This is a genomic window from Alkalicoccobacillus porphyridii, assembly GCF_007293315.1.
In the GTDB taxonomy this organism is placed as follows: Bacteria; Bacillota; Bacilli; order Bacillales; family Bacillaceae_D; genus Alkalicoccobacillus; species Alkalicoccobacillus porphyridii.
Window position 1 is genome coordinate 372,719 of the sequence record NZ_VLXZ01000001.1, and the last position, 21,388, is coordinate 394,106.

A 21,388-nucleotide genomic window follows, 5' to 3' on the forward strand; every position below is an offset into this window, starting at 1 on the left:
CTTTCAGCTTGTCGAGCTTGTCACCATGGTGGCAGTCGACAAGCTTTTTTTATTTTAAAGTAGTGTGGGAGTTTGAACAGGTTTCGTGCTCTGGGTTCTTGGTATTGTGATGGTTCTCCTTAATATGCGGCGCCTCTTTCTTGGTATTGGGCTCTGGGGCTTGGTAACGCGCTCGTTCCTCTTGGTATGCGGAGCTTCTTTCTGGGTATTGAGCGTTGGCTCTTGGTTTGGTGCTGGTTCTTCTTGGTATGCAAAGCTTCTTTCTGGGTATTGAACTCTGGCTCTTGGTAAGGCACTGGTTCTTCTTGGTGTGCGGGGCTTCTTTCTTAGTACAAGCTCTGGCTCTTGGTAAGGCGCTCGTTCTTCTTGGTGTGCGGGACTTCTTTCTGGGTTTCGGGCTCTGGGGCTTGGTATGGTGCTCGTTCCTCTTGGTATGCGGGGCTTCTTTCTTGGTATTGAGCTCTGGCTATTGGTAAGGCGCTGGTTCCTATTGGTGTGCGGGGCTTCTTTCTTGGTATTGAGCTCTGGCTATTGGTAACGTGCTGGTTCCTCTTGGTATGCGGGGCTTCTTTCTTGGTATTGAGCTCTGGGGCTTGGTAAGGCGCTGGTTCCTCTTGGTATGCGGGGCTTCTTTCTTGGTACAAGCTCTGGCTCTTGGTAAGGCGCTCTTTCCTCTTAATATGCGGAGCTTCTTTCTTGGTATTGAGCTCTGGCTCTTGGTATGGTGCTGGTTCTTCTTGGTATGCGGGGCTTCTTTCTTGGTACAAGCTCTGGCTCTTGGTAAGGCGCTCGTTCTTCTTGGTGTGCGGGGCTTCTTTCTTGGTATTGAGCTCTGGCTCTTGGTAACGTGCTGGTTCTTCTTGGTGTGCGGGGCTTCTTTCTTGGTATTGAGCTCTGGCTCTTGGTATGGTGCTGGTTCTTCTTGGTATGCGGAGCTTCTTTCTTGGTATTGAGCTCTGGCTCTTGGTATGGTGCTGGTTCTTCTTGGTATGCGGAGCTTCTTTCTTGGTTCCGTAGTCTGGCTCTTCATACTGCGCTCGTTCTTCTTGCTGTGCAGAGGTTCTTTCTCAATAAAAGCTCACTCCATAAACATAACAAAACGAGGGTCCTCGCAGGGACCCTCGTTTTGTTATGCGTAATAGTTGATCGCTGTTTTTAATGCTTCGCCTTTGTGTATGGGGGCTCCGAAGTAGACGAGAACGGCTTCGAGTGCGCCGAGAACGGCAAGTACATTTTCCCTTCTACAGCTATAGCCCATCGTTCCAATTCTCCAGATCTTTCCGTGTAAGGGACCAAATGAGCTTGCTATTTCAATGCCAAACATGTCTAGCAGCATTTTCCTTACGGCGTCTGCATCTATTCCCTCTGGAACAGCGATACAGGTGACGGTTGGCAGCTTCACATTGGGGTCTCCAAATAAACTTAAACCCATGGCTTCTAGACCAGCAACTAGTGCTTTTTCATGATATTGATGCCTAGCAAAGCGCTCGTCGAGTCCTTCCTCTAAAACGAGTCGTAGTCCCTCGCGTAAGGCATAGAGCATGGATGTGGCTTCTGTGTGATGGTTTAATCTTCTTGGTCCCCAGTAATCCTGCAGCATGGTTAGATCAAAATAATTGCTTTTAATATAAAGTGAGTTCGTCTGTTGAAGCTCTTCTTCTGTTGCAATTCCACGTTCTACTTTTTTCCTTAATGCTATTCTTTTTTCAATTCTTTCATTATAGGTGAGCGGGGCCATGCCCGATGGTACGGAGAGACACTTTTGTGTTCCCGCGATTAATCCATCTATGCACCATTCGTCTACTCGCACATCTACTCCACCAATTGAAGCGACGGCGTCTACAATAAATAACACGTCTTTTTTGCGACAGGCCTCTCCTATATCTTTTAGAGGCTGCATGCGTCCAGTAGAGGTTTCGGCATGGACAAGTGCGACGATATCAGGTTGCTTATCATCGATGGCCTGAATGATCTCTGCCGGTTCAAAAACCTTCCCCCACTCTTGCTCCAGAATGTCCACCTTGGCCCCATATCTCTCACATATTTCAATGAGCAAATTTCCAAAGCGGCCATAGACAGGGACAAGCACTCGATCACCGGGTTTGATTACGCTGCACAGCATCGCTTCGATTCCTGAACGGGAGGTCCCATCAACAGGAAAGGCCCACTGATTTTTCGTTTTAAATAATGAACGGAGCATGCCCATCACTTCATTCATGATGCTAGTAAAAGCTGGATCAAATTGTCCAACGATGGGGGTCGACATAACTCTTAGTACTCTTGGATCTACTTCAACCGGCCCAGGAGTTAGGATCGTTCGTAATGGTGTAGATAAATCCTGATACATCTCCTCGTCTCCTCCTTATTCATAAGCAAGTGTATAAAGCTGTCTTTTTAATATTTCTACGCCTTTCTCTAGCTCTTGCCAATGGGTATATTCTTCGGGTGAATGACTTATGCCTTTATGGCTGGGAACAAAAATCAAACTTGTTGGGCAGAATGTTCCAAATACCTGAGCGTCATGACCCGCACCGCTTACCATAACATCGTAGGAAAAACCGGCTTCCTCCGCTTGCTGACGTGTCAGCTGTACGTGCTTATCACTGAGATGCACAGGCTTTATATTTAGCCAACGGTTGATATCCATTTGCATGTTTTGTTTTTTGGCTATTTCCCTATAATCAAAGACGATCTTCTCAAAGGCATCTAAATAAGCAACATTAGCATGGCGAACATCAAGGCTACATTCAACCCCACCTGCAATTACATTAGGCGTGTTAGGAGAAACAACTACCTTGCCAATGGTAGCCACTAACGATTCGTCCAAACGCTCTGCTTCCTCTGTGACGTGGGTAATAAATGCCGCCGCTAGCCGGAGTGCATCTTTTCGCATCGACATTGGTGTGGTGCCCGCGTGATTGCTTTCTCCTTGAAATTGCAATGTATAGCGTCGTTGACCAACAATATCCGTGACAATACCGATCTCTTTTTGCTTTCTTTCTAACATCACACCTTGTTCAATATGCACCTCTAAGAACGCCTCAATTTTTTCTTTCTCCTTTAAAGCCAATGTAGGTTGGCCAAATCCCGCTTGTTTCATCGCTTCCTCAAGGGAAAACCCGTTTGAATCCAACAAGGCCTTTGCCTCTTCCAACTCAACTTGACCCGTGACCCATTTTGATCCCCAGAAGGTAAAGGGGAATCGACTGCCTTCTTCTTCAGCCAATGATACCACTTCTATTGTTTTTTTCGGGGGACCATATTTTAGATACAGCAAATGAGCTGCTAGCATACTCGCTAAGATTCCATAGGCTCCGTCGTATTTCCCTCCATCTATCACCGTATCAATGTGAGATCCTGTAAGTATAATTGCTTTAGGCTGTTCTCTACCTGGATATCGCCCAAAAAGGTTCCCGACTTCATCGAACCTAACTTGACATCCGTGTTGAAGCATAAGCTCTTTCATCGCTTCCTGAGCTCGTTGCCAGGATTCGGAATATAGTAATCGTGTCACACCACCGTTTTCCGTTTGCCCATAAGTGGCTAACCATTCTATCCAATGACTTATTGAAGGTTGATCAGGAATTGCATCATGTTGTGCTATGGTCGTCTACCTCCTTAGCATACCGTCTATAGTGAACATCGTATCTTTTTTCTCAGCTAGTTACATTGGTGATTTTGCTAAATATATAGTGATTTTTTATATAAAGTTACTAAAGCATAAAAAAGAGACCTTACCATATGCAAGGTCCTCTCCTCTGTATCAGTCAGTTTGCTCATGTACTTTTGAGATGCTCTATTGAACGAATGATCCCGCCATAGCCTGTGCATCGACAAAGGTTACCCGAGAGAGCCTCTTTTATTTGTTCATCTGAAGGCTTTTTAACAGACCTAAGCAAGCTCGCCACTGCCAACACCATACCTGGAGTGCAGTATCCACACTGGAACCCACCCTCCTCTAAAAAGACTGTCTGTACAGGATGAAGCTCATCCTCCTTGCTCAGCCCTTCAATTGTTGTAATTTCTGTGTCTTGCATTTGGTACGCCATCGTTAAACATGCGGCTCTTAGCTCACCATTAATAAGCACCGTACAGGCTCCACACCGGCCAATTCCACATGATATCTTTGTCCCCGTTAACTGGAGATCCTCTCTTAATACATCCACTAAACGAGTAGCGGGCGCCAAATTCATTAACATGTGTTTATCGTTGATTGTACAGCTTATTTGTATAGTCTCAGTCTGCTCTCTATTCTTGTGTATGCCATCTGATGACTTACTCATGGTCATTCCCTCCTTTGAGCTGCTTTAACACCCACTCGGGAGAAATAGGAAGCTGATGAACCCTTACACCAATGGCATCATACACAGCGTTAGCAATAGCCGGTGCCACGCCTACAGTCCCTATTTCTCCTACGCCTCTTGGACCATATGAATCTTGATCAGGTAACGTTTCAATAGGAATGGTCTTCATCGCTAATGGAACATCACTTACGCCTGGCATCAGGTAGGTGTCAAAGTCGGTTGTAAGATAGTGACCATGTTTCATGATGGCTTCTTCCATCAATGTATATCCAGCAGCCATCACCCCTCCGCCTTCAATTTGACCAATATATCCATTCTGGTTGATGACAGGTCCTGCCGCAATGGCTTGATCAAGCTGTGTAAGCCTGACTTTTCCGGTTAACATATTTATTTCGACTTCAGCCAGTACGCCACTAAAAGAATACAAAAAATGCCCGCCTTCAATCGGGTCAGGAGATGTTGGAAAATCAAAGCTTGTTTCAACTTCTAGCTTTGGTTCTATGCTGCCTGCTAAATCTAAATAAGTCACTACAGGTTGGTCCCCCTTTTCGTGGATAAGAAAAATACCACCACCCCCCATACGGAGCTCTGATTGGTGAATACCAGATAGGGTTGCCGCCTTCTCAATCAGCTTTTGTTTAAATGGATTCTTGAGGTTCTGTAAGGCCTGCCAAACCATACTTGTACCACGTGAAGCCGTTGTTGAACCCGACGCAGGGACATGAGATGTATCTCCTATAACAATAGACAAATCATCCACTCCACAGCCTAGCTCCTCCAGGACAATCGTTTCTATGACGGTAAGAATTCCTTGTCCCGCTTCTTCAAAGCCAAAGGCCATTTCGATCTTACCGTTACGCTGTAAGGACAACCTCCCCCCAGCTGGATCCAGTCTCCCATAACCGAGACCACCTCCATGCATAGTGATAGCCGTGCCGACCCCCGTTACAACATGCTTATGATTGGTGACTGGTTTTGAATGCTGATTTTGAAGATTTGAAATTTCTTCTAGCACGAGGGCTGCACCATTTGTTTCAGCAATTCGCTGTCCAACTGGTCCAACGTCTGATGGGTTTCGTAAATTCTTCCGCCGCATCTCAATTGGGTTGATGTCTAACGCATCAGCTAATCGATCAATTTGACCCTCTAATGCAAACGTAACCTGATTCCCACCAAACCCTCTAAATTCTCCAGCTACTCCGTTATTGGTGAGAACAGACATGCCTTTTGTCCTGACGGAAGGAATTCGATATGGTCCCGAAGCATGCTCAACAGAAAAATCCAGAACAGCTGGACCTAACGTGGAGTAAGCTCCTGTATCAGCAAGAATAGAGGTTTCATGCGCCAAAATGTTTCCAGCTGCATCTGCTCCCGTCTTCATAGTAATCGTCATGGGGTGTCGTTTGATGCTTGAGCGAATCGACTCGCTCCTCGTCTGGTGTATTTTAACGGGTCTTTTGGTTTTCAAAGCAAGTAATGCGGCATAAGGCTGGACATTCAGTTCATCCTTTCCCCCAAACGACCCACCCATAGGGGAGGAAACAATACGAATGCTTTCCTGGGGCAGATTCAGTATACGTGAAAGCTGGAATTGATCCTTAAACCCATGCTGAGTTCCGATATACACGGTTATTGTGCCGTTTAACTCCGGAACTACGACGCCCCCCTCTGTTTCCATATATCCATGCACCTGACGTGGTAGCTCGTAGGTTTCCTCTACAATGACCTCACACTGTTGAAAGGACTGTTCGACCTCTCCGCGTTCGTGTGAAGCTTGGTGCAAGATGTTTCCGCCTGGATGAAGGGCAAGTGCATCTGGAGCAAGAGCTTTTTCCATTGAATCGATCACAGGCAACACCTCATATTCCACCTCAATACATTGTAGTGCGTAGGCAGCAAGCTCTATTGAATCTGCTGCTACTGCTGCCACGGCGTCGCCAACATAGCGAACGACATCATGACAGAATACAGGTTGATCAGGCATAATGATGCCAAAACCATTCAATCCCGGCACATCTTTATGGGTGATGATTGCGTGGACACCTGGTAGCTGTTCAGCCTTATCAGTCGAGAGTTTGATGATTTTTGCATAAGGATGAGGGCTTCGTAGAATTTTTCCATAAACCATGTTCGGAACATCCAAATCAGTTAAATAGTTGAGTGTACCACTCACTTTTTCTTTTCCATCCGGCCGGCGTCTATTCCGCTTTTCTTGTGTATCGAAGCTCATCTATCCACTCCCCCTCTTGGTCAGCCAATTGACTGTGCCGCATCAGATAAACTCGCACTTATAAGGTTAGCTGCTACCATCGATTGGTAGTCTCCCGACGTAAAGTCATTGCCTTCAATGACTAGTTCGTTTTTAATCAGTCGGTGTATTTGTTTTACAACAATGCTTTTTACCGCTTGCTGCATCAAAAGACTCTCACAGTTCGTTAATCGTTGGGGGGAGTGGTCTCCTCCTCCAACGGCCAATCTTGCATATACGATTTCACCTAACTCATTCCATTTGATGTATATACTCACGGTTAATGTAGAGGGAACAAAGGCTTCTCTGCGTCCAAGCTTTTCAAAAAAATACATTTCGCCTGCGGTCTTATTTGGTACGGGCAGATGAATGGCTGTAATAAGGACAGGAGAATTTAAGGGGGTAGACATGTATTCAGAAATAGGCACCAGTTGATAGCCCGTTTCATGATACAGAGTCAGCTGAGCATCTAGTGCTAATAGAGCGGGGATAATATCGCCTTTACGGTAAGCGATATTGCCTCCCACGCTAGCCTGGTTTTGGATCGCACGAGCGCCAACTGTTCGTAATGCCTGATGAAGGATCGGAAACATGGACTGAATGTCAGGGTTTAGTGAACCAGCACGTAGCCTTACTCCTGCTCCAATCGTTAGTTGAGAGCTCTTCTTCTCATGAGCCACTTCTTGAAAACCTGTTATAAAATCAAGACTAATTAAATGCTTGGCCATGAATCCTGTTTGTTCTCTTCGTAGCTGAATGAGTGTCCCACCACTCACATATTCTGCATCTTCCCCGTATGTTTGTTTTAAGCTCCATGCCTCTTCCACACTTTGAGGAGTCCACACCTTGATTTGGTTAGTAAATAGTTGCTGCATGAGTGGTCCTCCCCTCGTCTAAGCAATAGCGCGTATATACTTCTTTTGTGTCAATATCCGCTAAAATCTTTGGATCCTTATAGTCAATATACATTCCCTTTGGAAGACGGTACGGTCCTTTGATAAGGACTCCGGCACCCTTATCGCCTCGTAGTTGTTTGATTACGGTAAAAGCTTTTTTTGAAAATAAAACCGGTGGCTGTGCAATCCCCTTAAAGCGAGAAGCCACAAAATCCAACTCGCCATTGTTCTTAAACATCTCGAGGAGGGCATTAATGGTATTTGTTTGAATAAAAGGCTGGTCTGCTAGTAACACAACGATTGCATCAGCTCCTTGCCTTTCCGCTTCCTCAACGCCACAGCGAAGAGAATGAGATTGACCTTTTATAGAATCCCTGCAAGGAATGAGTGAATGACCAGCAAATGTTTGTGAACGATTATTCATAGCCGTCACAATCTTTATGCTTGTTAAATTAGACATGGCCGCTGTATCAATGACTGTCGAGACCATAGTCCGTTTTCCTACTGGAAGTGAAAGCTTATCCATGCCCATTCGCCTGCTTTGACCCGCGGCAAGAATGATTCCAATAACCTTCATTGAGCTAACACCTGCTTAGCTTGGGGAATTGTACGATGAATTTGAATTAACTGGGCAATGATGCTAACAGCTATCTCTTCTGCACCCTGAGCGTTAATTGAAAGTCCCGCCGGAGAACAAACAAAGTCGGGCACCCCCATACCATGAAAAAGACGAGCTGTACGTTTTGAAGAGCCTAAAATACCAAGGTAGCGAATATTCTTTTGTTTGAGTCGTTGAATGAATGTTTGATCATGGTGAAAATGGTGGGACATGACGACGATAGAATCCGTGGAGTTAATGGATAACAATTGGATTAATTCTGCAGGGAATCCTTGAACAAGCTTTTTTGCACTGGGGAATCTTTCGTTATTGCAAAGGGCAGGGCGCCAATCTGATACCCAAACCTCAAAGCCAATCTTGGCCGCCATTGAGACTAGTGGCCTGGCGTCTTCACCTGCACCAAATACGATAAGTCTCGGCTTAGGCAATACACGCTGGACATAAATGGGCTCTATAAAGTCAGATGTATTGATCCCCTTCAAAATAAGAGGATCGTGAAAACATTGAGCTAGCTTTGTAATGTCGCTAGTTGCGATTGAAGGTTTAGAGGCTAACACTTCACCAGAATCTAGTAAAAACAAATGACCTACACTCGTAATCTGCTTAACGATTAAAACAGACTGTCCACGATCCAAGCATTCTTTTACCTTCCTTAGATCTTGGACATATTGTTCGTCCAGCCGCTCAAGCAAGACGTGAATCGTGCCATTACAGCCCGCTCCGGCTCCATAGGAGAAATCACCCTCTTCGCTCATATCATACGTTAGCTTTCGAGCGGTTTCCCCTTGGAGTACGCGTGCAGTAAGATCCTCCTCTAAACAACCAGCGCTTAAGATGCCGAACCTCTCTCCATCATGCTGAATAACCATGGAGGCCCCTTCTTTTTTGTAGGCTGATCCATCTACCTGTACGATAGTTGCCAGAGTTGCAGGATAGTCTATCCTTTCCAACACATCTAAAATGGTATAAAAATCGTCCAAGCAAACCACTCCTTTTTTGTTAATAGCGGTTTAACTTCCGCGATAAACCTGATACCCCCATGGAGATATGAGCAACGGGATGTGGTATTGATTCACGTCTTCAGATAGAAACACCCTCGTAACAACAACTTCGAGAAAATGTGGTCTTTCAAAAATGAGCTGGTTCTTGCGAAAATATGGACCAACGGAATAGTGGAATTCGTATTCTCCATCACGAAATTGTTCTACATTCACAAGCGGCTGATTCACACGCCCGTCTCCATTCGTTTTTATTCTCGTCAGATGTTCTTTATGCGACTCAGATAGGACATAATATACATTAATCTCAACCTCTTCAGCTGGACAGCCGCGTGACAAATCTAAGACATGTGTGGTCACTTCTGTCATATTAAGACTGCCCCTTAGCTATTTGTTCAAGCGGTTCAGCCATTATATCATCTCTTTTGACCGTAAAGGTTTGAAAGCCATACGGTGGTCTTGGCTCTGTGAAGACCTTTCCATCAGAATCTGGAATGTCTTCTACAATAAGATCCCATGTATGATTTTGCGATTGAAATGAGACGTCTCGTAATGACGGAAAGCGCGTGAGAATTTCACACCCTAAGACGTAAATAAGATGCTGAATTGATTTTGTTTTTGTTTGATGAAAAACAGACGTTATCAGATCGCGGACTTGTTCAGATGCCACATAGACTTTCGGGTTATCACCAAGCGCCTCATGCTCATGCTCGTATGTCCAATCCAGTGTTAAATAAACAAATAAGGGACGATTGGAATCCTCTGGCAGGGTCGTATATTCGTCTCGGATAAAGCCTGAAAACGAATTGCCCTGAACTTTTATTAATTCGAGGTTTTTAAGTCCACTCTTCTGGTTTACCAACGTGTAACCAAGTGTAGAACGCTCCATTTTTACGAATGCGGTGGAGTGGTCATTATGAGACTGCTTAAAAACAAGAGAGCTCTCTTCCCTGGCTTTATCCCCTGTTAAAGCAGATGTATTTTCAAAGCTTAACAGATTGCCTGCTAACTCCACCGTTGATATATGTGGGTATTGATCTAGAAATGCTCTTGCCGTAAAATCCAAAAAGCCTTCAAGTGTCGCACCATCATATAAGCCAAGATGACGCTGAATAAAGTTCTTCATGGAATCGGTGGCTACAACCAGGCTGTTATCTCCTTCTGTAAAGGACGAGAGAAATGCACCGCCTCCAATTGTCACCTGAATATTAGTAGCAAACAATATGTTTGATCTACCTGTAAAATCTGATTCCGGAATGGTTAATACGCCTGCCAAAGGCTTAAGATAGGTTCGATAAGCCAACACGTTTCCCTTTCCGTACGACAATCCTCTTTCTGACTCTCCCATCAATACACCTCTTTTCCGATTAGTAGAAATGAAGGTTATTTATACTTCATTTTTGGCTAACTCTAGACTCTTCAGCCACTGCCCCGTTCTCGAATGAATGGGACCATCTTGCCTAGTAAATACTCGCTGACCTGATGAAAAAACCTGTTCAACCCTTGTTGAGAACTGTTTCCCCGTATACAGCGATAAAGGGTGTTTTGCGTAATAATTATCAAGCGTCACCACATGCTGATTCATAGAAACCATCACAAGATCAGCATCCTTGCCTTCTGCTATGTCGCCTTTTCGATCAGCTAAACCGAATCGTTCCGCGGGCTTTTTAGCAGTCCATTGCGCGACGTGATGAAGATCAATCTCTTCATCAAGAGCAAACTGAAGGGCAGCGAGCAAGGTGCAGCCACCACCGTTAATTCCACCCCATGCTTCAAATAAGGAATAGTTCTCTTCATCCTTTAGTTCCGGATCGCACGGAGAATGATCAGATGTTAAAAAATCAACCCTACCCATTTTCATTGCCGCCCTCAACTTTTTATGATCTGAGATATGACGCAATGGCGGGGCACATTTTGCAAGATTCCCTTTTTCATGCAAGTCCTGATGAGAGAATAGAAGATAATGTGGACACGTCTCAAGCGTCACATCCATCCCCTTTTGTTTGGCTCCTTCAATTACAGCAACAGCCTCGACGCTACTAATATGCACAAAGTGTAGGGGACAGCCGGTGATGGAAGCATAATGTAGTGCTCGTTCCACTGCTTCAACCTCTGCGGCAATTGGTCTTGATTCTAAATAATCATCAGCCGTTACTTGTTGATGTTGGCGTTTCTGATTTGTTAAAAACGTCGTCATCGGACCACTCTCTGCATGCAAAGCAAGCACTTTGCCAAGCCCTGCTATATGGCTCATACCAAGTAAGAGCTCTTCGTCATTCACTGACTCAAACTCCTTATTTCCAGTGGGAGAAAGAAATGCCTTAAAACCAAGGCAGCCTGCCTCTGCTAAAGCAGAAAGCTCATGAGTGTTGCCCGGTACAAGTCCAGCCCAAAGCCCAAAATCAATGATAGATTTCTCCATACCGAGCTGTGCTTTTGTAACTAAAGCATCCTTTGTTGTTGTTGAGGGTATGCCATTTAACGGCATATCTACAAATGTGGTAACTCCACCAGCTGCAAGCATCTCCGCTCCGGTTTTGAAGCCTTCCCAATGAGTCCGCCCTGGTTCATCTAGGTGAACGTGAACGTCTATCGCACCTGGAAAGACATACATGCCACTCGCATCCACTTCCTCTGCTGCAGTTTGACTAATAGATGGTGCAACCTCAGCAATAGAGCCATTCTGGATACCTATCTCAGCATGTAAGATACCTGTATCCAATACCACTGATCCATTACGAATAATAACGTCATACATCTTATTTCCCCCTAAAAACATCTAACCTATTGAAATATATTTATCGTAGCATCCTCACCGCTAGAACATTTGTCCAGGATAAGAAAATCTCACACTGTTTTTTATGAACAAAGCGCTTGCAGTCGAATATGAGCAATTTTATGAACCTCTTCAATAGCAGTTGAAAATTCTTCCTCCGCCGAATTCTTCACCCGCGATTGCATTTGTTGATAGATGGCTGCTTTGTCCATGCCTTTCACTGCAACGATAAAAGGAAATCCAAAGGTATCCATGTACGTTTGGTTTAAGCGCAGAAACTGGTCATATTCTGTAGATGTTAAGTCTGTCAGCCCAGCATTTTGTTGCTCTTGCTTAGACAGATCCGTCATTTGAATACGCTCCCCTAGATTCGGATGCGCCAGAAGCAGCCTCTTCTTTTGTTCAACAGATGACTGGTCTACGATTTCCTTCATTTTTGCTCGGAGCTCCGAAACGGATGAGTACGGCCTATGCTCCACCGCCAGCTCAGCTACCCACTTTGAGTGTTCATAAATACTAGATAACGTTTGAACAAACGCTTCGTCACTCGCACCATTTAATTCCGTCAGTGTCACCATAGCGATTCCTTTCCATTCTGGATTTCTATTAGTTTATAAGCATCGAGCTCTAAGGTCATTGGTTATAATCACTAAATCTTTAAAAAAAACAGGCAATTCTTCCAGTCAGGAGTTCACTATGCTACCATGAAGGATATAGAGTACAAAGGCTCGGAGGGAAGAAATGAAGCTTACTACCTTACTGTCACAAAAACCATTTTCTCAGCTGAAAATATTGGCTGGTCATAAAGGACTGCATCAAGAGGTCAATCATGTGACGATGATGGATGCGCCAGACATCATTCCTTATCTCAAATCGAATGATCTTCTGCTGACAACCGGTTATCACTTAAAGGATCAGCCGGAGGTATTTACTGAGTTAATCAAGGAGATGGCCAACCTCCACTGTTCCGCTATTTTTATAAAAACGGAACGATTTTTGCATACCCTGCCCCAATGCGTATTGGAGACAGCTGATCAAATGCAGTTCCCTATTATTGAGCTACCTGAAGAATGGTCACTTGGTGATACCATGAATCAATTGTTAACGATTATTTTAGACAAACGAACGAGTGAACTAAGACATGCCATTGATACACACCGGCAATTCACTTCCCACATCATGAATGGGAATGGTCTAGTCGCACTTATGAAGCATCTTACTCAGCTATTGAATCGTGAAGTCATATTAACCAATCCATACATTTCGCCTATCGCAGGTAAGTCTGATCTGCTAGACCAGCTACCTTATATCACCGAGCTTGCTCAATACGGATACTTATTATTGCCACACTCTACGGAAGTTTGTTTTTCAGATGTTCAAACTCAAACCGACTACACCGTTTACCCTGTTCATAAACATACCAATCAACCCGATCTTCTCTTTGTGAGAGGAGCGATTTCCGAGTCAGACCATGTGAGCCGTCTCATTATTGAACAGGCGGTCAATGTGCTTTCCTTTGAACGATTAAGGGAAGAGGCCATTAAACAAACAACACGAAGAATACGAAATGAATTTTTTGCAAATTTTCTCGACCAAAGCTACACAAGTGATGAAGAAATGACAAATAAAGCAAATGAATTCGATATGCCCGTAGATCAGGAATATATCTGTGCAGTTGGTGAAATGGATCCACAGAATGAATTTTGGAACTATCAAAGCCATCACAAGGAATTGGATCAAATTTATGATTTCCTTGAAAATGAATTGCAGTCCTTGGGTGTACCATGTTACTTGTTCACGAAAGGAGGGCAACTAATTCTTTTAATTGCAGTCAATGATCTAACGGAAGATGTGCAACCATTCTGTGCTTCTTTTCTTGAGCTACTTCAATTAAGGTTATCTCGCTTTTACCATCTTACATTGTCATTTGGTGTTAGCCATGTTTGCCCTTCCTTTCTTGCCGTACATCAAGGGTATCAGGAAGCGCAAAAAGCCTTTCAACCAGCAAGTGGGTGGCGACAGCCCTCCTCTATCTATTTTTACCAAACCACCGATATTAGCGGTTTATTAAGGTTGATCCCTGAAAAAGAACTTTCTTCTTACTATGACCAAACCTTTAAGCAGCTCAAACTCGATCAACTTGATGAAGATAAAACCCTCCTACATACGCTGTTTATGTATATGGAGTGTCAGTGTCAAATATCAGAGACGGCGAAACAGCTATTTGTTCATCGAAACACTGTGGTGTACCGACTCGAAAAATGCGAAGAACTCCTAAGGACCTCTCTAAAAGATCCCGAGTTCACCCTACAAATTCGAACAGCCATGAGAATAAGACAGATCATAGAAGGATAAGAAACGATGCTAGGGTACGTATTTAGATATAAAAAGAGCCGAGTGACATCATCACTCGGCTCTCGCTTTACGCTCAGGTCCTATTCCTTAACTGCACGCTTTTTCATCTTCATTAATAATTCATATACTAAAGGCACAATTAACAGAGTCAATAAGGTTGAACTTGTTAACCCTCCAATCACCGTAACTCCTAGTCCTTTAGAGATTAATCCGCCACCTTCAAACCCAAATGCGAGTGGTAATAGGGCTCCAATGGTTGCAAGAGCGGTCATTAAAATTGGTCGTAAACGAGTTGATCCTGCTTCAAGCAAGGCTTCTCTTGTTGAAAGTCCCTCGTTTTCCTGATGAATAACACGGTCAATTAACACAATAGCATTTGTCACAACAATTCCAATGAGCATTAATGCACCAATCATGGATGATACACTAATGGTTTCACCAGCAATTAATAGAGCGACCAAGGCTCCAATCACTGTGAATGGAAGGGAGAAGAGGATGGCAAAAGGTGCAAGTCCTCCTCCAAAGGTTAGCACAAGCACAAAGTACACGATGGCTATCGCCGCTAGCATCGCAAGGCCTAGCTGCGTGAAGGACTCTTCGATATCTGCTGACACTCCACCCATCGATACGTCAACACCACTTGGCAGGTCTAATTCATCCAGCTCTGCCTGAACCGCTGATGAGACTGCACCGACATCATTACTAGTGATGTTTCCTGAAGCATCTGCGTAGATCTCGCCATTACGTCTTGTAATTGTATCTGGTGTTGTTCCTTCTTCAATTGTTACAAGATCACGAATCTCTACTTCTTCTCCTAATGCAGTAAGAATCGTACGATCAAGCAGTTCCTCAATGGATGCATAGGATTCTTCTTCTTTTTCAACAAAAACGTCAAGCTCTGCGCCTTCTTCGTTAATTGTTGTTAACACTTCTCGTTGCCCATAGTTAGAAAGCGTCATCCCAACCTGCGCTGCTGTTAAACCGTTTCTGCTAAGCTCTTCAGCATCTGCAACGAGATTGTATTCTTCGTACTGCTCAGATAAACTCGTCTCTACATCTGATAAATCCTCTTGAGCGGCAAGTAGCTGTTCTACTTCCGTGACCACTGGCTGAATGACTTCAAGTGATGGACCACTAACTTGAACGGATAGTTCACTCGATGCCCCTGACATTTCCGAAAAGTCTTGATTTGCCCACGTACCCTTGTCAGAAAGAGCCGTTAATTGATCCATAACCTCGTCTTTTTCAGCAGCAAATCCTACAAAGTCATCTGCATATTGAATGTAAAATATAGAAGAGTTTGACGGCCCCATACTTAACGGGTTTTCTCCACCAATAGATAACTGTATTAACTCAATGCCCTCTCGTTCTTCAAGCAAGGTTTCTGCCTGACCCGCAAGCTCTTCAACTTCATCAGTTGTCTGACCTGGTTCTGGATTAAATGTTACATACATTGCTTTTTCTTCGTCAGCAGGAAGGAAGCTAACACCTACCGCTGGAACTAAAAACAAACTGCCAACTAATAACGCAATGGCCACGAGGGACGTGATCCACTTATGATCTAAAGACCAATTTAAAATACGTTTATATGCATTCGCTAATTTGCTTGGTTTCTCAGCATGCGATTGATTGGCCTGACTTAACCCTTTTTTAAACATTGAATGAGCCATCATCGGCACAATCGTAATCGCAACTAAAAGCGAGGCCAAAAGAGCAAATACAACGGTTAAAGCAAACGGCAGAAATAGTTCACCAACCATTCCTTCCACTAACCCTAAAGGCAAAAATACGGAAATGGTCACAATTGTTGATGAAAGGATCGGCATAAACATTTCTTTTGTGGCATCAACAATTAATGCTTTTCCTTTTAAAGGTTCACTAGCCATGCCCATTCGTCTAAATATATTCTCGATGACCACAATAGAGTCATCTATCACTCGACCAATTGCAACGGTCATAGCACCTAATGTCATCACATTTAGGGTAATATCCATTTGATTTAATAGTAAGATCGCAATTAACAAGGATAACGGAATAGAAATAACCGAAATCAGCGTTGTTTTGAAATTACGTAAAAACAAAAGAATAATGATCATCGCGAACAAAGCGCCAAACAACGCTTTACTAATCATGGTTTCAACCGATTCTTTAATTGGTTCACCCAAATCGAGCGTCGATACAATCTCTAGTCCAGAATGCTTCTCCTCAAGCTCACTGGCAGTCTCCATTGCTCGGTCCACAACATCCACTGTATTTGCATCCGCATTACTTACAATTTGGATACCAATTGCGTCCTTGCCATTTGTTCTTGAAATCGATTGAGATTCATTTACAACTTCAATATTCGCAAGTTCCCCAAGCGTAACCGTGGGAATATCGAAGCTTGCCGGTAGCTCAGATCCTACTGGTGTTTCTGGATCGATCTCTCCACCAGGAACCATCTCCTCAGCCCCCGGCATTACCTCAGGGCTGCCACCCAAACTTACAGGAATCAAAATCGCTTCTAAATCCTCAACTGTGTGAACATCTCCATCTATAACAACTGACTGCTCTTTGTCTCCAAATGTGTATAAACCAAGCGGAAACCTTATATCAGATCCCTGAATGATTTGAAGCACTGTCTCTTCATCTAAACCGTTCTCAGCTAGCTCCTCTTCATTAAATTGAAGTTGAACTTCCTTTACCGTTTGCCCACTTAGACTAACAGAAGAAACGCCATCCAGCCCTTCTAGAGCAGGAGCTACTTCATTTTCAACCAAATCCGTTAAATCTGTTAATGATTCTTCACTCGATGCACTTAATGTTAAAACTGGAAAAGCGGATAGACTGAGTCGAGAGATGCTTGGATCTGACACGCCTTCCGGAAATGATTCTCCATCTAACACATCTTTCACTTCAGTTAACGCTTCATCCATATCCTTGCTAAATCGATATTCAATTTGTATGGATGATGCATTTTGGAAAGAACTCGAAGTTACATTGGCCACACCATTTAGGCCTTCAACCTTCTGTTCGATTGGCTCTGTCACCTTATCTAATACTTCTTCTGGTGTAGCACCAGGATAAGTAGTTGTAATCGTAATGATAGGTGTATTAATATTAGGTATTGTTTCCATTTTCATATTCAATCCAGAATAAAGTCCAGCTGCCACTACCATGATTGTGAGTAGCCATAAAGCAAACTTATTCTTTAAAGAAAACTCAATGATCTTTTTCATTAGAACCCCCTCAGATCCTTTAATCTTGACTTATTTTCAAAAACACATATACAATATGACCATACAGTCAATATTCTCTTATATTATTTGACCGGATAGTCATTAGTCAAGTAAAAAATGACAAAGGAGCTGAACCGTCATGTCTGAAAAACCTCAGCTAATTATTGAAAACGCCATCAAGCTTTTTTCAAAAAATAGTATATCCTCAACATCTATTCAAGATATTGCTACAGAGAGTGGCATTTCTAAAGGGGCTTTTTATCTTCATTTTAAGTCTAAGGATGCCCTACTTGTTGCGATTATTGACTATTATTCAAATATGATTACTGAAACGATTCAAACAAATGCTTACGAAAAGCTAACGCCAAGAGATCAGTACATCCATAAGCTAACCGACCTTTTCTCGTCTATTATTAAACATAAAGATTTCATTTTGGTTCAATTAAAGGAACCTACCATTCCTTTAACCGAAGAGATGACAAGCCAATTACGAAAGTTAAACTTCAAACTAACGCAATTTCATCAGTCCTATCTACTCCAGCTATATGGGAAAGAAGCTAAATCGATTAGGTGGGATTTGACGTTTATGATTGATGGCATCTTCCACTCATATCTGAAGTTTTTAATTTACGCTCCTGTGATAGAGGTTCGGCAAATGGTTGAGTTTGTTTTAGGTCGAATTGATTCAATCGCCCAAAACCTTTCAGCTGAACATGCGTTATTATCAGATGAACTTATAGATCCTTTTTTATCTGATTTCTTTGATGAACCTTCTCAAAAGACTGTAGCATTGGCTCTTTCCGAGATTCGATCAAGCATTTCTACTTTAGAAAATAAGGAAGAATTACTCGTATCCATGGAAATATTAGAAGAGGAGTTAGGACAACCTGCACCAAGATTGCCCATTATTCAGGGGATGCTTCTTAACTTGCGAAGTGAAGAGGTTTTACAACCCGCTATCCAAAAGCTAGTTTTACATTATCAGCTCAATGACTCATTGTTCACTGACTAACCGGTCATAGCACTTACTATCTTTTTATAGAAGCTATGTAAACAATCCAAAAGGCGAACGTCCCTCTAAATGGGATCGTTCGCCTACTGTTTTTTTGACTATTTATATTCCTACAATTTATGTTACGGAGTTCGATAACGTTTTATCTGTCTTCACTAACAGTACTCCTAATTGATGGTGTTCACTGTCATACAGCGCACCTTGTTCAAAACGAACCTCCTGATCATAATCAAGGACATCCAATTTACAAAATGCCGAGTTCTGCTGAAGAGCCTCGTAAAAGCTTGTCTCATCCGAAACATGTTGGCCATTTACTTTTACTATGGTTTCTCCTATTTCTAAATTCATTTTTTCTGCTAAACTTCCTGGCAACACACCTAAAATCGTACAACCGTCCGTTTTCTCTGCAAAAATAGCGGAGCCCTTTGCCTGTAGATAGGTGGTACGCTGCCAAAGAAACTCTCTTCCTAAAATTGCTAGGATGGCAGCTACTAAAGCAAGCCACGAAACATACATTGTACCAACCGCTACTGCTAGTAAAATCAGTCCTAATATGACCACGTCCCTGCCCACTTTCGGAAGAACCGTCATTGGTAGAGTAGATGTTAGCTTTTGTTTAAATCCAATTAAAAATGGAAGGAGCAGCGGCTGAAAGTCCATCCCAAAAAACGGGATCACCGGCCAGAAATCTAAGGCAGGGATAAGCCCACCAGGAATCAAGAGAACAACAGGTACAATCCACAGTCTTTCCGCTAGGTGAAAGCCAACCCATCTGCCTCTAGTTGCTCTCTCAAGTCTTGGAGAGGTGTAGACTGCCCCGTTTCGATTAATTAAGAGTCCTTCTGTTAAGATTAAAGCTCCCATTAATACGACCAAGCCCGGTAGAACCGTTTCTATATGTACAGCTGAGTAATAAGGAGCCACCCATTCAAATTCTCTCATGAACGGTAATAATGTGATGATGATGATGGTTAGACCTAATGTATAAGAGGGGGATAACCACCGCAATTGTAAGGTTAGAAATAATAAGATGTAAGTGACCGCTATCACTAAGAGTACCGGCCAGCTTATAACAAGTCCTATTAGAATAAAAAGTACGGACAAGATGATACCGGCTACAAGTGAAGACCAAAAGGGAACCACGACATCAGCCATCCGACTGTACACCCGTGTATGAAAAAAAGAACGTTCTTTTTTAACTCGTCTTGTTGCCATTATGTATAGGGTTAGTAAGCCAACATACAAGAGTGGATGGGCAAAAAAACTACCAAACGCAAGTAATATTGAATTGAGTATATCCATTAACGACCTCCCCCAGCCTCAAAATCTACCTTCCCCAATAAAAACCAAGTAAGGCCGTCTTACAATGGAAGCATGCTCCGCATAACCTGAATGCAGGAGCATGCAGAGACATAACCTACTTTCCATAAGAACAGCCTTACTCAATAAGTCTTATTATCTTCACAGAAAAAGCGTTTTAATTTTGGTTTCTTTGTTCAACTGCTAATTCAATGGCTCTTTGCAGTTGGTTATCATTTTCAGGCTTACGAATTTCTTCGACGATTTGCTCCTGCAAAGCAGTGGCAGTTTCCTGATTAATTTCACCTGTTACTTCAATACCAGCATCATTTTGAAATGCTTCAATGGCCTCAACGGTTTGCTGATCAAAGTATCCATCTTCCCGTCCAGGATCAAAACCTAAGCCTCGAAGAATAAATTGTGCATTCTTTACTTGTTCTCCCAGACTATCAAAAGCAATGGGATCGTCTCCGACTGAAACTGCCGTCGAAGTGAAATATTCAGGCTGCTCTTCTTCAATAGTTGGTGTGACACCTTCTTGATTAATATTGTTTCCATCTGGTGTTAACCATCTCATCATAGTCAGCTTCAGATCACTACCGTCACCTAAATCAACCGTTTGTTGTACGGTACCTTTACCAAACGTAGTTGTACCTACTAAATCATACCCACCAGACTCCTTCAGAGCTGCAGCAAGAATCTCAGATGCAGATGCACTTCGTTCGTCGATTAATCCTATAATCGGGTAGTCTTTGGCATCATTTAGCTTTGATGTGTAGCTGGTACGAGCACCTTCACGATCTTCAATTTGCACAACAGGTTTACCATCAGGAATTAATTCATCTCCTATATGCTCCACTGCATTTAAATACCCACCTGGATTACCTCTCACATCAACTAATAAAGCATCAATACCATCTTGCTCAAGCTCAGCAAGCTGCTCTCTAAAGTCAATCGCTGTATCCTCAGAGAACGACGTAATTTCCAGCTTACCAATGGTTAGACCGTCTCGTTCAAATGTTTCCGTTCTAACCGTTTCAATTGGAATGGTATCACGCTCAACAGGGACCTCAAGTAGCTCAGATGAACCATCTCGTTCAATGGTTAAACGTACGGTTGTACCCTTTTCGCCTCGAATTAATAATACGGCTTCGTTAACGGACAGTCCCTCGATATTTTCTCCATCAATCTCAATAATTCGATCATTCGCCTGTAAGCCCGCTTGCTCTGCAGGAGATTCCCTAAATGGAGAGACAATCGTCACTTTTCCGTTAATCATACTTACTTCAGCACCAATTCCCTGAAATTCGGACCCAAGTGATTCAACAAATTCATTCGCTGTTTCTTGATCCATATAATCAGAAAATGGATCTCCCAGTTCCCCTACCATTCCTGAGATAGCACCTTCAATTAACTTCTGTCGATCTACTTCCTCGACATACTGGCTTTCAATTGTTTCTAATGCCTTTTCGAACTTCTTCATAAGCTCATCGTCGTCTAATTCTACAACCTCTGTTTGCTCACCATCCCCGGACCCTTGGAGGATCGGTGTTGCCTCTGAGCTAAACATCCCTGTAAAAATATAGCTTCCGGCACCTAGTATTGCTATAAGTAAAACAACAATAAACAATCGTTTACTGTTCAAGTTCACCACTCCCACTAT

General features: G+C 43.1%; 16 protein-coding genes. 2 read left to right on the plus strand and 14 right to left on the minus strand.

The window, feature by feature from the left end:
- Nucleotides 1–1,129 precede the first annotated feature (1,129 nt).
- The 11 genes from FN960_RS01785 to uraD all read right to left on the minus strand — a co-directional run bounded on the left by FN960_RS01785 (nt 1,130) and on the right by uraD (nt 12,419).
- Nucleotides 1,130–2,347 (minus strand): pyridoxal-phosphate-dependent aminotransferase family protein, encoded by a 1,218-nt coding sequence (locus FN960_RS01785; protein WP_143846653.1) that lies wholly within the window; start codon nt 2,345–2,347, stop codon nt 1,130–1,132.
- A 15-nt stretch (nt 2,348–2,362) separates the two neighbouring features.
- Entirely contained in the window at nt 2,363–3,604 is a 1,242-nt protein-coding gene (allC, locus tag FN960_RS01790) for an allantoate deiminase (protein ID WP_143846654.1), read from the minus strand.
- Between the two features lie 172 nt (nt 3,605–3,776).
- Nucleotides 3,777–4,289, minus strand: coding sequence for a (2Fe-2S)-binding protein (locus FN960_RS01795; RefSeq protein WP_143846655.1), 513 nt, complete (start codon nt 4,287–4,289; stop codon nt 3,777–3,779).
- Nucleotides 4,276–6,534, minus strand: a complete 2,259-nt coding sequence (gene pucD, locus FN960_RS01800; protein ID WP_143846656.1) for a xanthine dehydrogenase subunit D — start codon at nt 6,532–6,534, stop codon at nt 4,276–4,278. Before pucD ends, FN960_RS01795 begins: the two co-directional genes overlap by 14 nt.
- A 20-nt stretch (nt 6,535–6,554) precedes the next feature.
- Nucleotides 6,555–7,427 carry an FAD binding domain-containing protein gene (locus FN960_RS01805; RefSeq protein ID WP_143846657.1) on the minus strand — a complete coding sequence of 291 codons (873 nt, stop codon included), beginning with the start codon at nt 7,425–7,427 and terminating at the stop codon, nt 6,555–6,557.
- Entirely contained in the window at nt 7,408–8,025 is a 618-nt protein-coding gene (locus tag FN960_RS01810) for a nucleotidyltransferase family protein (RefSeq protein WP_143846658.1), read from the minus strand. The genes FN960_RS01805 and FN960_RS01810 overlap by 20 nt, the downstream gene beginning before the upstream one ends.
- The gene (locus FN960_RS01815) at nt 8,022–9,047 is read right to left on the minus strand and encodes an XdhC family protein (RefSeq protein WP_143846659.1); all 1,026 of its coding nucleotides are present in this window, start codon (nt 9,045–9,047) and stop codon (nt 8,022–8,024) included. Before FN960_RS01815 ends, FN960_RS01810 begins: the two co-directional genes overlap by 4 nt.
- A 30-nt stretch (nt 9,048–9,077) precedes the next feature.
- Nucleotides 9,078–9,434, minus strand: a complete 357-nt coding sequence (gene uraH, locus FN960_RS01820; protein ID WP_143846660.1) for a hydroxyisourate hydrolase — start codon at nt 9,432–9,434, stop codon at nt 9,078–9,080.
- Between the two features lies 1 nt (nt 9,435).
- On the minus strand, nt 9,436–10,413 hold the full coding sequence (gene pucL / locus FN960_RS01825) for a factor-independent urate hydroxylase (RefSeq protein WP_143846661.1): 978 nt from the start codon (nt 10,411–10,413) through the stop codon (nt 9,436–9,438).
- A gap of 39 nt (nt 10,414–10,452) precedes the next feature.
- A complete protein-coding gene (allB, locus tag FN960_RS01830; protein ID WP_260681891.1) occupies nt 10,453–11,823 on the minus strand; it encodes an allantoinase AllB in 1,371 nt (456 codons plus the stop codon).
- Nucleotides 11,824–11,924: 101 nt separating this feature from the next.
- A complete protein-coding gene (gene uraD / locus FN960_RS01835) occupies nt 11,925–12,419 on the minus strand; it encodes a 2-oxo-4-hydroxy-4-carboxy-5-ureidoimidazoline decarboxylase (protein ID WP_260681892.1) in 495 nt (164 codons plus the stop codon).
- Nucleotides 12,420–12,582: 163 nt separating this feature from the next.
- Here uraD and FN960_RS01840 point away from each other — a divergent pair, with 163 nt between their 5' ends.
- The gene (locus tag FN960_RS01840; protein WP_143846664.1) at nt 12,583–14,196 is read left to right on the plus strand and encodes a PucR family transcriptional regulator; all 1,614 of its coding nucleotides are present in this window, start codon (nt 12,583–12,585) and stop codon (nt 14,194–14,196) included.
- 80 nt (nt 14,197–14,276) lie between these two features.
- Here the strand turns inward: FN960_RS01840 and FN960_RS01845 are convergent, their stop codons facing one another.
- Complete coding sequence (locus FN960_RS01845; protein ID WP_143846665.1) at nt 14,277–17,414, minus strand: efflux RND transporter permease subunit; 3,138 nt, start codon at nt 17,412–17,414, stop codon at nt 14,277–14,279.
- A 139-nt stretch (nt 17,415–17,553) separates the two neighbouring features.
- Here FN960_RS01845 and FN960_RS01850 point away from each other — a divergent pair, with 139 nt between their 5' ends.
- Nucleotides 17,554–18,426 carry a TetR/AcrR family transcriptional regulator gene (locus FN960_RS01850; RefSeq protein WP_143846666.1) on the plus strand — a complete coding sequence of 291 codons (873 nt, stop codon included), beginning with the start codon at nt 17,554–17,556 and terminating at the stop codon, nt 18,424–18,426.
- Between the two features lie 117 nt (nt 18,427–18,543).
- On the opposite strand, the gene FN960_RS01855 is transcribed toward FN960_RS01850, so the two are convergent.
- Nucleotides 18,544–19,728 (minus strand): PDZ domain-containing protein, encoded by a 1,185-nt coding sequence (locus tag FN960_RS01855; RefSeq protein ID WP_143846667.1) that lies wholly within the window; start codon nt 19,726–19,728, stop codon nt 18,544–18,546.
- Nucleotides 19,729–19,903: 175 nt separating this feature from the next.
- Nucleotides 19,904–21,376, minus strand: a complete 1,473-nt coding sequence (locus tag FN960_RS01860) for a S41 family peptidase (RefSeq protein ID WP_306461596.1) — start codon at nt 21,374–21,376, stop codon at nt 19,904–19,906.
- Nucleotides 21,377–21,388 lie beyond the last annotated feature (12 nt).